Source organism: Corallococcus sicarius (genome assembly GCF_003611735.1).
Taxonomy (GTDB): Bacteria; Myxococcota; Myxococcia; order Myxococcales; family Myxococcaceae; genus Corallococcus; species Corallococcus sicarius.
The window spans coordinates 1-12,168 of the sequence record NZ_RAWG01000298.1; the positions used below are offsets into that span (position 1 = coordinate 1).

Below are 12,168 nucleotides of genomic sequence, written 5' to 3' on the forward strand. Positions count from 1 at the left end.
CCCCCGCCAGGCCCGCTCCGCCCCCCGCGCGTCCGGCGACGGTGGACGACGACGAGGAGGTCATCGTCGGGGAGGAGCTGCCGGCGGCGGAGAAGACGCAGCGCACGTCGCTGGCGGACCTGATCCGCGAGCGCGAGGAGCAGGCCAAGCGGCGCCGGGGTGGCGCCAGCGCGGGTGCGGCGGGCGAGAAGCCCAAGGCGCGCCCGGCAGCCCCCGCGGGCGGGGTGCTGGATGACCTGGACTACCTCTTTGGCCAGGCGGCGCGCGAGGAGCCTGACCGGCTGGAGGAGCTGGAGCGCCGCTTCTGGGCGCTGATGCGCATCATGGCGCGCAAGGGCCTGCTGACGAACGAGGAGTTCCGGCGCGAGCTGGACGACGAGGGCGGCGAGGGCTGAAGCAAGGGGCCCGGAGTTCGGAAACGCTCCGGGGCCCGCCGCTTCAGTCAGTCAGTCAGTCGAGCGCCAGCGGCAGCCGCACGGTGAAGGTGGTGCCCTGCCCCAGGGTGCTCTCCACGGTGAGGCGACCGCCGTGGTTCTCCACGATGCCCTGGCAGATGGACAGGCCCAGGCCCGTGCCCCGGCCTTCGGGCTTGGTGGTGAAGAAGGGCTCGAAGATGCGCGACAGGTTGCGCGGATCAATTCCGGTGCCGGTGTCGCGCACGCGCACCACGGCCTCCTGCCCCTCCTGCGCGGTGGACAGGTGCACCTGCCCACCCGGCGTCATCGCGTGGCAGGCATTGGTGATGAGGTTGACGAACACCTGCACCAGGTTGGCGCGCACCGCGGCCAGGGGCGGCACGTCGCCCGAGTACTCGCGGTGCACGGTGACGCGCGCCTGGGACACGACGTGCTCGCAGAAGCCCACCGCCATGTCCACGACGGCGTTGAGCGACACCTGCTCCGGCCGGTCCTGCGCGGGGCGCGCGTAGCTGACCAGGTCGCGGGTGAAGCGCAGGATGCGGTGGCTGCTCTCCAATATCTTCCGCAGCTTCTCCTGGTCGGCCGGGTTCGCGCCCGGCGTCATCCGGGAGCGCTGCAGGAGCGCGTCCGCGTACGTCGCCACCGCCGTCATGGGGTTGTTGATTTCATGCACCACGCTGGCCGCGAGCTGCCCGATGGAGGCCAGCTTCTCCGCGTGGATGATGCGCTTCTCCAGCTCCTTCACCACCGTGACGTCCTGGCCAATGGCGATGACGCCCTCCACCTCGCCCGGCTGGGTGAGCATGGAGGAGGTGGCGAAGGAGACGCGCACCTCGCCGCCGTCGCGGGTGAGCAGGCGCGTCTCGAAGCTGTTCACGGACTCGCCGCGCATGGCCGCCGCCAGCACCGGCGCCATGCGCAGGTGTTCGCTGTCCGCCACCAGCGAGGACAGGTCGCGGCCCAGGACCTGGTCCTTGCTCAGGCCGGTGAGCGCGCTCAGCGCCTGGTTGAAGACCACCACCTGCTTGTCCCGGTTCACCACCAGGATGAGCGCGTTGGCCTTCTCCAGCAGCTCCTCCAGGTACTTGCGCACGAACGTGAGCTCGTCGATGAGCTTCGCGTTCTTCACCGCGACGGCGACCTGGCTTGCCAGTTGGAGCAGCACGCGCTCGTCGTGCGCGACGTCCGCGTCCAGTCCGTCCGGGTACTCCATGTTGATGGCGCCGAAGAGCTGGCCGCTCGCGACCAGGGGCGCGCTCACCGCGCGGGTGCTGCCGTGGAAGAGCAGCGGCACCTCCTCCGAGATGCTCACCCGGCCCCGCGGCAGGGACGTCAGCGGCAGGTTCGTCTTCTCCACCGAGCGCTGGAAGAGCACCAGCGGTTCGTGCGCGCCCTCCTTGAGCCGCCCCTCCGCGTAGAGGGACGTGAGGCCCCCGGTGCGCGCGTCCACGATGCGGATGCAGAACGAGCGGCCGGGGAACAGCTCCTTCACCCCGCGCGCCACCGCGGCCACCAGCTCCTCCTCGCCGCCCACCTCCGCCACGCTGCGGCCCAGGTCCAGCAGCACGCCCTCGGTGCGCGCCTGCTCCAGCAGGGCGCGCTCGGCCACCACCAGCCGGCCGCTGATGACCTCCGTGTCCACCCGGGCACGCACCGCCACGGTGTCCGCCTTGCGCGACAGCGTGAGCACCAGCGAGGTGCCGTTGTCCAGCACCAGGTCCATCTCGTGGGAGTGGCCGTCGTCGGGCGCGGTCGCGTCCGTCAGGGCCTGCTCCACGAACTCCACGGTGATGCCGTGGTCCGCGCAGAAGCGGCGCAGCGCGGGGTTCACGGCCGCGACGCGCAGGGCCGCGTCACAGAGGGCCGCGGGCTCGTCGAGCGCGTCGAAGAAGGCCTGGAAGGCGTCGGGGGCCGGAGTTCCGGGCGGACGCACGGCGCGGACCTCACTCTTCATGGGAGCTGGCCTTGTCGAGGTCGAGGATCTGCTGCGCCCCCACGTACGACTTCACCTCGTAGCGGGTGATCTTCCCGATCTTCCGGACGATCTCCGCCATGCGCTCGGCCTCGCGGTAGATGATGTCCACCGGCCTCCAAGCGAAGTCGTCCTCCTTGAGCTTGCGCTTGAGCAGCTCCGCGTAGCCCATCACGGACGTGAGGGGCTGGTTGAGCTCATGGGCCGCGGTGCCAGCGAGCGCGACGATGACGGCGCTCTTCTCACTCTCCTCCAGCCGGTTCTCCACGTCCGACAGCTTGCGCTCCAGCTGCATCCGGTCCCGGAGGTCGGTGAAGATGCCCACGCTGAAGGACTCGCGGCCGCCCTCGTAGACGATGGAGGCCGTCATGTTGACGGGCACGCGTTCGCCGGAGCGGTGCACCAGCTCCTCGCGGATGAGCGACAGCCGGCCGCGCCCTCCCAGCTCCGGGCCGCGCAGCTGCGCCATCACGCGCTGGGCGACACCGGGCGGGTAGAGCTCCAGGACGGTGAGCTTCTCCTGGGCCTCCGCGGCGGAGTAGCCGCACATGGCCTCCGCGCCCTTGTTGAAGAGGATGATGCGCCCCTTCAGGTCCGCGGCGATGATGGCGTCCACCGACGAGTCGATGAGCCGCTCCAGGAAGTCCTTCGTGTTGCGCAGCTCGTCCTCCAGCTTGCGCGCGTGCGTGACGTCGCGGAACGACAGGATGGTGGCCGCGTCCTCGTCGCGCAGCGGCGCCGCGGACATGGACAGCGTGAGGCACCGGCCCGCGGGCGTGCGCACCTCCACGTCCACGCCCGAGCGCGCCTCGCCTCGCGACGCGGACGTCACCAGCTCCATCAGCACGTTTTCGTCCAGCGGCTGGGTGATTTGATGCAGGTGCTTGCCGCGCGCCTCGTTGGCGGGCGTGTCCAGCATCTGCGCGCCGGAGGGGTTGAGCGACAGCACCCCGGCCTTGTCGTCGAGGATGGCCACGCCCTCGCTCACGTGCGCGAAGAAGAGCTGGTAGGGCTTGAAGGACGCCGCCTTCTCCTCCGCCGCCAGCCGCGCCGTCTGCACCGACTGGAGCACCGAAGCGCTGCGCAGGGCCACGGCGGTGGCGTGCGCCACCGTGGTGAGGAAGTCGATTTCGCGCGCGCTGAAGGCGCGCCGACGTCCGGCCGCGCGCAAGAGCAGCACACCCCGCACCTCGCCCCGGATGGGCAGGGGCAGCGCGGCGATGGCGTGGATGCCTCGGGCGGCGACGGCCCGGCGCTCCAGGTCTCCCAGGAGCGGGTGCGTGGCCGCCTCCTGCATCACCACCGGCTTGCCGGTGCGCACGACCTCGCGGATTTCGGGGTAGCGCGCCAGGTCGATGCGCAGGTCCTTGAGGCCCGGGTCGTCGCTGGCGGCGACGATGATGCCCTCGTCCGCGCCGCCGCCCAGCATCACCAGCGTGGCGCGCGCGATGTCCAGCTGTTCAGCGAGCCGGCGCGTCACGCCGTGCAGGAGCGCCTCCACGTCGGAGCTCTCCGCGTAGTCGGCGGTGAGTTCCAGGAGGAGCGCCAGGTCCGTCTGGCTGCGGGCCTGCTCCTCGCGCTCGCGGTGGCGCTCGGCGGCGCGCTGCAGGCGCCAGGTGAGTTCGTGCGGCAGCCCCTGGTGGGTGAGGATGTCCGTGGGGCGCAGCGTGTCCACGGCGGCGAAGCCGCGCGGATCCGGCGACACCAGCGCGAGGAGCGTCAGGTGCGGACCGTTGAGGGACGTGAGCAGCTCCACCACCGCGGGGCCGCAACCGGGCGCGGTGAGGTCCACCAACGCCAGGGCGGCATCATCCGGGTTGTCCACCACACGCAGCCCCGCGCGCTCGGCGGCGGCGTTCAGGGGCTCGCGGGCGACCGAGACCGGTGGGACGAGGACGATGCCGAAGGCGGGTTCCGACGGGGCCGGCACGGGGGGCGGAAGACTCCGGAGCGAGGGGGCACGGAGTCTACACCGCCCCTGGCGTCAGGGGCAGCCTGACTCGAAGGCGCCCTGGTCCGGCGCCACGCCACAGAACGGAAGGCCCAGGGACAGGCCGGCCTCGCGCGCGGCGGACCCGGTGGCCAGGTGGTAGTCGTCCGCGCCGGTGTCGACGAAGCCCGGGGCGCGCTCCTGGGAGCGCTTGTCCAGGCCGGCCTTCGAGCGCCAGTCCGCCAGCCCCACCGCGGCGTTGTCCAGGCGGAACGACACCGCGCTCCCGCCCAGGAAGTACAGGTTGCCGTCCACCACCGCGTTGCCACGGCCCGGACCGCCGCGCGCGGCGATGCCACAGCCGGCGAAGATGTTGTTGCGCACGTCCAGGCCCTGGTTCCCGCCGGACGCGCCGTCCCCGAAGATGAGGCACGCGCCGCTCAGGTTCCACACGGTGTTCTGCTGCACCTTCACGTCCACGGAGGCGTCCACGCGGATGCCGGTGCCCTCCTCGCCTTCGGACGCGCCCAGGCCGTCGTGGATGACGTTGCGGCGGATGCGGACGCGGGTGGGCGGCGCGCCCTCGCGGTAGCCGCCAATCTGGATGGCGCGCGCGTTGGCGTAGAAGACGTTGTCCTCCAGCGTGATGTCGGAGGGGGACAGGTGGACGATGACGCCCTCGCCCGCGGAGGAGGACACGCTGCGGTGGTTGTAGATGGTGTTGCCGCGCACGGTGACGTGGGTGCACGTCTTGATGTCCACGCCGTTCTCCCGGTTGTCGTGGAGCTGGTTGCCCTCCACGAGCAGGTTGTCGAACGGCGTGCCCGGCGACGTGGCGCCACCCTCCGGCCCCAGGCACTGCACGCCGTCGCCGGAGTTGTGGTGGATGTCATTGCCGCGCACCACCACGTTGCTCGCGGAGGTCTGCACCGTGACGCCGTGGCTGTCCACGTCGCCCTGGTCGAAGTTGTAGATTTCGTTGTCCGCGATGAGGACGTCGTGCGCGTGGTCCGTCACGTAGACCCCCGAGCCCTCGGTGCCGTTCTTCACGATGCTGCCCTTGAGCACGCCGTGGTGCGCGCCCGCGCCGCGCCACATCACCGCGAAGGTCCGCTCGCCGCCCAGGTCCACCGTGAGCCCCTCGATGTTCCAGTACGCGCCGCTGACGTCCACCAGGGCCGTGGCGCCAATGGAGCCGCCCTTGAGGATGGCCGTGGCGCCCGGCGCGGCCCGGAGCGTGAGCGGCTTCGCGGCCGTGCCCTGCTTCTCCACGAGTTGCACGCGCTCGCGCCAGGTGCCGGACATGAGGAACACCGCCTCCCCGGGCTTCACCTGCGACAGGGCGCGCGCCACCGTGCGCAGGGGCAGGGCCTGCGTGCCGGCCGCGGCGTCATTGCCCGTGGGCGACACCCAGAGCACGCGCGAGTACTGCGCCTCGGGCGGCGGTGGCTCCGGAGGCGGTGGATCCGTGGGCGGCGGTGGATCCGTGGGCAGTGAAGGCTTTGTCGGCCCCGGGCGCGCGACGCCGACGGGCGCGGGTTCGACCTTGCCGGTACAGCCGACAAGGCCCGCGAACAGCCCGGCGGAACAGACGATGGTCGTCAGGGGCAGGCGGAAGCGCATGCGGACTCCTCGTGGGTTCACGGCGCGGGAGGGCGCTCGCGGGTCGGCCGGCAACGGGAAGAGGCGCGTCGTGCATTCCGGAGAGGGAACGGACGCCACAGCCACCTGGCTGCTGGCCAGTCAGACAGGGAACGTGAATCCGCGCGGTTGGGCGTGGCTCCAGGGACCCGCGAATGTGGCGCGAGGTGGGCACCGCGCGCAGGACAGGCTGCATCCACCGTCAGGAACGACTCCCCGGTCCCCCGTTCCCGAGGGACGACAAGGTCAGCCGTCTCCCCGGAAACGACCACTGAACGGAAGTACCTGTCCGGACGCGAACCGCGAAAGCGTCAGGGGGCGATGGACGACGGGGCGCCGCCGAGCAGCGCATCCAATTCGCCACACTCCTCCAGCGCATACAGGTCGTCGCACCCGCCGACATGCCGGCCCGCGATGAAGATCTGCGGCACGGTGTGGCGACCGCAGCGCTCCTTCATCTCCTCGTGGCGCTGCTCATCATGGGCGACGTCGAACTTCTGGAACGCGCAGCCCTTCTCCTCGAGCAGGGCCATGGCCTGGCGGGAGTAGGGGCACATCGGCTTCATGTAGACGATGACGTCGGGCATTCACGACCTCCTGCGTCGAAGGATGGGGACGGCCCCCCGCCCCTGCCACCCAGGGAGACAGTGTCCGCTCGCCTGCCCGCCTGCTCTGGCCCGGAAGAGCCTGCGCCCGATGCGGACCGTTGCCCAATCACAAACATCGCCCGGGTGGCGGGTGTGCGGCGTGGCGCGCTGAGACGGTTCAGGCCGTGGGGTGGGCGATGTGGAGCACGTCCCGGCCGGACGATGCGTTCCGCAACCACCCCACGCGCAGGATGGCGCCCAGCACCGTCATCGCGGTGAACGTCCACCAGGGGGCGTTGGACTCGACATGCCCGGTGTCGCGGCCGCCATCGAGCACCGAGCTGACTGTGTCGAACAGCTCCAGGTCCAGCTTGATGACGAAGTCGATGGTCAGCAGCACCGGCCCGATGAAGGCGACCGCCACGCAGGTCCACATCAGGAGGTCTCGGAAGCCCTGCAGCCTTCCCTGACGCGGCGACGATCCTGAAGTCAGGACGTCGTGGGCGTCGCGGGCACTCCGCCGCAGCCACCACACCAGGGGAGGAGCCACGAAGCATCCGACGATGAGCAGGAGCAGGGGGCCGTCGAACATCGAAGGCGGTGGCGGACAATACATGGTGAACTGCATGGAGAAGCCCTCCCCTCCCCGCAGCCTACACCCGCTCAGGCCGCGCGTGCGGGAGGCGCCTCGGAGGCGGGGGCCGCGAGGTTCACCGGCTCACCGTCCTCGCCCAGCACCACCGGGGCGATGCCCAGCTTTCGCTCCACGAAGGCGTGGCCCAGGTAGATGAGCGGCGTCAGCCCCACCGCGACCAGCAGCTTCACGACGTAGGACGTGAGGATGATCTGGATGATGACCTTCTGGGGCAGCACCCCCGTCCACGCGATGTACTGCACCACCACCGTGTCGATGAGCTGCGACACCACCGTGGAGCCCGTGGCGCGCAGCCACAGCATCCGGTTGTGCGTCGCGCGCTTGAGCCCGTTGAAGACCGCGATGTCCGCGAACTGGCCCACCAGGTACGCCACCATCGACGCCATCAAGATGCGCTGCGAGCCGGCGAACACGTTGTCGAACGACCGCGCCACCGTCCCCGGGTAGTCCGCCGCCTGCGTCATCGGCGCCCAGGGGACCCGCACCGCCACGGTGATGGCCGCGAACGCGAAGACGGCCATGCAGAAGCCCACCCACGTGACGAAGCGCGCGACCTTCTTGCCGTAGAACTCGTTGAGGATGTCCGTGAGCAGGAACGTCACCGGGAACAGCAACATCCCCGCCGACATCACCGGGGCCATCAGCCCCAGGTTCACCTCGAACAGCTTCACGCCGATGATGTCGCCCACCACCAGCGAGGTGACGAACACCGCCGCGAGTACGACGAAGAGCTGAATCCGCCTGTCCAGGTTCATCCGACGTGTCCTTCGCGAGCCCGCGCCATCGCGCCCCCGAGCTAACCACACCCCCGGCGCATCGTCGCCTGGCCGCCCCCTCCCGGGGCGCCCGGCCCGCGCCTATTCGGCCGGGTAGTACTGCGCCCCCAGCGCGGGCGGCGCCATTCTTTCCGCCACGTCCGTGGCCGCTTCGCGCGGCCGATACACGCCCAGCACCGTCTGCTCCGTCGCCGTGGGGTTGTCGTAGCGGTGCGCGAGCCCACGTGAGCCGTGGAACGCCATGCCCCGCCCCACCGGCTGGCCCTGGAGCAGCAGCCCCGTGCCCAGCACCAGTTCGCTCTCCTCCCGGTTCTCATCCACGCGCGGAGGGATGACGCCCCCGGGCTTCACCCTCAGCCGGTACACGCCGTAGGTCGCGCCCTCGTGGATGACGTCCACGCAGCCGAAGGGCGTCTCTTCCGTCGCGTAGACCATCGCGTCCCCAGCGCGGTGCACCTGGAGCGAGGGGATGGCCAGCCCGCCCAGCGCCTCCGGCTTGGTGACGCGCACCGTGGCGGCCTGCACCCGCGCCTGCAGGCTGGCATCCGTGGGCGGCGCCAACAGGTAGCGACACACCGCCTCCGCCGCGGACTCCAGCAGCTCGAAGCGGCACGCATCCAGGAGGAAGCGCAGCTCCCCGGCCAGCCGCCCGTAGTGCACGGTGTTCGCCAGCTTCCCGCCCACCGCCGCCTGCCGGGTGTCCAGGAAGAGGGCCACGTCCAGGCGCAGCGGCTGGGGCGTGACGCGCTCGCGGTTGTAGATGCCCACGATGCAGTCCGCCGTGAGCCCTCGAAGCTGGATCACATCCAGCGGACGGCCCTGCGCGTCGTTGACGAGCGGGTGGATCAACGCGGCGTCATGGCTCACAGCTGGGCACTCCTTCCACCATCCACGGCGATGACCTGCCCGGTGACATACGGCGCCTCGCGCGCGAGGAAGACGACCGTGCGGGCGATGTCCTCCACGCTGCCCTCGCGGCGCATCGGAATCTGCTGGCGCTGGGCTTCGCGCGTCGCTTCGTCGAAGTCGTCCGGGAAGGCCGCCACGCCGGGGGAGACAGCGTTGACGCGCACGTGCGGCGCCAGCTCCACCGCCAGCGCGCGCGTCAGCATCACCAGCCCCGCCTTGCTCACGGAGTAGTGCGCGTAGTGGCTCACGGCCCGCTCGCCGCCGATGTCGGTGATGTGCACCACCACCGGATCCTTCCCCGCGCGCAGCGACGGCAAGAGCGCCTGGGTCAGGAAGAAGGGCGCGTCCAGGTTCACCGCCTGCATCCGGCGGTACGCGGCCCGCGTGACGGCGGCGAAGTCCGTCCGCTCGTAGAGGCCCGCGTTGTGGACGACCACGTCCAGCGCGGGATGCGCCTGCCGCACCTTCGCGCCCAGCGCGTCCACGGCGTCCGGGTCGGAGAGGTCCGCGCTGTACAGCGTGACGTCGCGGCCCAGCGCTCGCAGCTCGTCCGCCAGCGCCTCCAGCGGGCCGACGGAGCGGTTCGCGTGCAGCGCCAGGTCATAGCCGGCGTGGCCCAGCGCGCGAGCCACCGCGCCTCCGATGCGCACACCCGCGCCCGTGATGAATGCGGTCCCCATATGCGGTCCCTGCCTAACAGGCCCGCACCGGAAAGGCACCCGGCGCCTTCACGCACGAAACACCACGGGGCGGCACCTGGAGAACCCCTTCTCCAGGCACCGCCCCGCGTGTCCCCTGCTGTGTCGTCCCCTGCTGCGTCGTCCCCTGCTCGAATCCTGGCGCTTCGATTACGGGTAGTAGGCCACCGTCATCCAGCGGCGCCCGCTGTACGGGATCCACACCCACTCCGTCACCGCCTGGTAGCCGCCCGCGATGTAGCGCTGGTCGTAGTAGCCCGGCGTGCAGCGCACGTGGCGGCCACGGCGGCCACGGGAGACGCACTGCTCGGGGACCCAGACCTGCTCGTAGCGCGCCGGCACCCAGTGCTCCACCGTCTGCAGCTCGTAGCGGCCGCGCGAATCCACCGGGCGCGGCATCGGGCGGGCGTTGCAGTTCGGGCCGCGGCAGCCCATGAAGCGGCGGGTCCGCTCGTCGTCATCGTGGTAGCGGAACGCCTGGGACTGCTGGGGCGCTTCCCAACCACCCCGGCTGCCGCGACCCCACCGTGCATCCGCTTCGGTCGGGCCGCGCGAATCCGCCGCGAACGCCGTGGAGGAACCGAGCAGCAGTGCACCGAAGGCCAGGGTCGAGAGCGCGAACTTGAAAGCCATGTCTTCCATCCTCCGTTGTGTTGCTTGTCCTGACTGACGGGCCCCCCGCCGGAACATTCAAAGCCGGTCGGGCCCTCCGGGTGGCGCGAGCAGGGGGATGTGGGTACATCTGGGCCCATGTTCCACCGCGATGGCCCCACCCTCCGGGAGCTGGCCCGGCAGGCCCTCACCTCCGTCGAGCAGGGGTATGACCTGCTCGCGCCCAAGTTCGAGCACACCCCGTTCCGCACGCCGGATCCGCTGCTCAAGGCCGCGTTCGCCCAGGTGGGCCCACCCGGAAGCGTGGGGGCCGCGCTGGACGTGTGCTGCGGCACCGGCGCCGCGATGCGCGTCATGCGCCCGCTGTGTCGCGACCGCGTCGTCGGGTTCGACCTGAGCCAGGGGATGCTGGACGAAGCGCGGCGGCGGTTGGGGGACGCGTCCGGCACGGCGGCGCTGGAGTTCGTGCGGGGCGACGCGCTGGCGCTGCCCTTCACGGCGGAGTTCGACCTGGTCACCAGCTTCGGCGCCTTCGGTCACATCCTGGAGGAGGACGAGCCGCGCCTCGTGCAGGGCATCGCTCGCGCGCTGAAGCCCGGAGGGCGCTTCGTCTTCGTCACCGGCCAGCCGCCGTCCGCGCTGAACCCCGGCTACTGGGTGGCGAAGGGCTTCAACGCGGCCATGCGCGTGCGCAACGCGCTCTGGAAGCCGCCGTTCGTCATGTACTACCTGACGTTCCTCGTGCCCCGCGCCCGCGCCCTGCTGGAGGCGGAAGGGTTCGACGTGGAGGTGCGCGAGGGCGGCATGCCGGAGCCCTTCGGTGGCCTCGTCACCGTCATCGCCACGAAGCGCTGAGCACCGCTCACGGGCCGGGCGCGGCCGCTTCGGACTCTCCGTACTCCACCGCGAGCAGCTCGTACTCCACGGGCCCCCTGGGACGCTCCACCTGGACGACCTCTCCGGGCTGCTTGCCCAGCAGCGCGCGTGCGAGCGGGGACTCCACGCTCAAGCGCCCCGCCTTCACGTCCGCCTCGTCCGGCCCGACGATGCGGTAGCGCATGTGCTCGCCCTCCTCGTCCTCCAGCACCACCCACGCGCCGAAGAAGACGCGTCCCGCACGCGATGGATCCGGCTCCACCACCCGCACCTCCTCCAGGATGGAGGAGAGCTCGCGGGCCCGGCGCTCCCGTTCGCGCTTGCGCACGCCCGCCTCCAGCTCCGGCCAGTCACCGGCGCGCGGATCCGGCCCCTGCAACGACAGCCACTCCTCCTGGAGCGCACGGTGGCCCTCCGGCGTGATGTAGCGCTGCTCCGCCGACGCCGACCGGGTGCGCGCGGGGGTCAGCCCCTCGTCGCCCCCTCCGTCTTCCTTCGTGAACGCCTTGGACATGGGCCGCTCCCTCCTCCCAGGAGATTTCTCAACGTTTCCCGGGATTTGCATGAGGGGCACGCCCCCCTGCTCGCTTTCCATTGGCGCAATTTTATTGCGGCGACGGAATCTGTCACACTGAGGACATGCACCTTCCCCGAGCCGTGCCGCGCTTCGAGCATCGCCTGGCCGTCCGTCTGCGCGGCATGCTGCCGGTGTACACGCGAGACGTGTCCCAGAGCGGATTCTGCGCGGACATGCTCCAGCCGATGAAGGCGGGGGACGTGCTGGAGGGGGCCCTGCTCCTGGGGGACGAGGAGATTCCCTTCCAGGGCGAGGTCATGTGGGTCCGCCGCTCCGCCGGGGAGCGCACGCGGGGACGCTACGGCGTGCGCTTCGTCACCATCGGCGAGGACTTCCAGCGGCTGCTGGTCGCGTACCGGCGCCTGCAGGGCAAGCGCCTGGTGCGCTGGTTCACCTGAGACGGGGCGACTTCAGACGCCCGCGTCGGTGGCCATCGGGACGGCGGTCTCGCTGGGGGCGCCGGGAGACGCGGGCGTCTCCAGCGTCGTCTCCGACGGGGTGCTGGGGGTGGTGATG

12 protein-coding genes and 1 pseudogene are annotated in these 12,168 nt (G+C 71.0%); 3 read left to right on the forward strand and 10 right to left on the reverse strand.

Annotated features, from left to right (window positions below):
* Positions 1-395, forward strand: a pseudogene (locus tag D7X12_RS32765) (GspE/PulE/PilB domain-containing protein); the annotation flags it as partial.
* A 55-nt stretch (positions 396-450) separates the two neighbouring features.
* Here D7X12_RS32765 and D7X12_RS32770 read toward each other — a convergent pair.
* The 9 genes from D7X12_RS32770 to D7X12_RS32810 all read right to left on the reverse strand — a co-directional run bounded on the left by D7X12_RS32770 (position 451) and on the right by D7X12_RS32810 (position 10,220).
* A complete protein-coding gene (locus D7X12_RS32770) occupies positions 451-2,373 on the reverse strand; it encodes an ATP-binding protein (RefSeq protein ID WP_120629162.1) in 1,923 nt (640 codons plus the stop codon).
* Positions 2,363-4,321 carry a PAS domain S-box protein gene (locus tag D7X12_RS32775; RefSeq protein ID WP_208719428.1) on the reverse strand — a complete coding sequence of 653 codons (1,959 nt, stop codon included), beginning with the start codon at positions 4,319-4,321 and terminating at the stop codon, positions 2,363-2,365. The genes D7X12_RS32770 and D7X12_RS32775 overlap by 11 nt, the downstream gene beginning before the upstream one ends.
* Positions 4,322-4,375: 54 nt before the next feature.
* Complete coding sequence (locus D7X12_RS32780) at positions 4,376-5,944, reverse strand: right-handed parallel beta-helix repeat-containing protein (protein ID WP_120629163.1); 1,569 nt, start codon at positions 5,942-5,944, stop codon at positions 4,376-4,378.
* Between the two features lie 329 nt (positions 5,945-6,273).
* Positions 6,274-6,549 carry a glutaredoxin 3 gene (grxC, locus tag D7X12_RS32785; RefSeq protein ID WP_120629164.1) on the reverse strand — a complete coding sequence of 92 codons (276 nt, stop codon included), beginning with the start codon at positions 6,547-6,549 and terminating at the stop codon, positions 6,274-6,276.
* 178 nt (positions 6,550-6,727) lie between these two features.
* Positions 6,728-7,177, reverse strand: a complete 450-nt coding sequence (locus D7X12_RS32790) for a hypothetical protein (RefSeq protein ID WP_120629165.1) — start codon at positions 7,175-7,177, stop codon at positions 6,728-6,730.
* Between the two features lie 35 nt (positions 7,178-7,212).
* The gene (locus tag D7X12_RS32795) at positions 7,213-7,959 is read right to left on the reverse strand and encodes a queuosine precursor transporter (RefSeq protein WP_120629166.1); all 747 of its coding nucleotides are present in this window, start codon (positions 7,957-7,959) and stop codon (positions 7,213-7,215) included.
* A gap of 102 nt (positions 7,960-8,061) precedes the next feature.
* On the reverse strand, positions 8,062-8,847 hold the full coding sequence (locus D7X12_RS32800; RefSeq protein ID WP_120629167.1) for a dihydroneopterin aldolase: 786 nt from the start codon (positions 8,845-8,847) through the stop codon (positions 8,062-8,064).
* Positions 8,844-9,569 carry an SDR family oxidoreductase gene (locus D7X12_RS32805; protein WP_120629168.1) on the reverse strand — a complete coding sequence of 242 codons (726 nt, stop codon included), beginning with the start codon at positions 9,567-9,569 and terminating at the stop codon, positions 8,844-8,846. The genes D7X12_RS32800 and D7X12_RS32805 overlap by 4 nt, the downstream gene beginning before the upstream one ends.
* Positions 9,570-9,737: 168 nt before the next feature.
* The gene (locus tag D7X12_RS32810) at positions 9,738-10,220 is read right to left on the reverse strand and encodes a hypothetical protein (RefSeq protein ID WP_120629169.1); all 483 of its coding nucleotides are present in this window, start codon (positions 10,218-10,220) and stop codon (positions 9,738-9,740) included.
* Positions 10,221-10,337: 117 nt separating this feature from the next.
* Between D7X12_RS32810 and D7X12_RS32815 the strand changes: the two genes are divergently transcribed.
* Positions 10,338-11,054 (forward strand): class I SAM-dependent methyltransferase, encoded by a 717-nt coding sequence (locus D7X12_RS32815; protein WP_120629170.1) that lies wholly within the window; start codon positions 10,338-10,340, stop codon positions 11,052-11,054.
* Between the two features lie 7 nt (positions 11,055-11,061).
* Here D7X12_RS32815 and D7X12_RS32820 read toward each other — a convergent pair whose 3' ends face one another.
* Positions 11,062-11,589, reverse strand: coding sequence for a GreA/GreB family elongation factor (locus D7X12_RS32820; RefSeq protein WP_120629171.1), 528 nt, complete (start codon positions 11,587-11,589; stop codon positions 11,062-11,064).
* A 125-nt stretch (positions 11,590-11,714) separates the two neighbouring features.
* Here D7X12_RS32820 and D7X12_RS32825 point away from each other — a divergent pair, with 125 nt between their 5' ends.
* Positions 11,715-12,050: a PilZ domain-containing protein gene (locus D7X12_RS32825; RefSeq protein WP_120629172.1), complete on the forward strand. Its 336-nt coding sequence runs from the start codon at positions 11,715-11,717 to the stop codon at positions 12,048-12,050.
* The last annotated feature ends 118 nt before the right edge of the window (positions 12,051-12,168 follow it).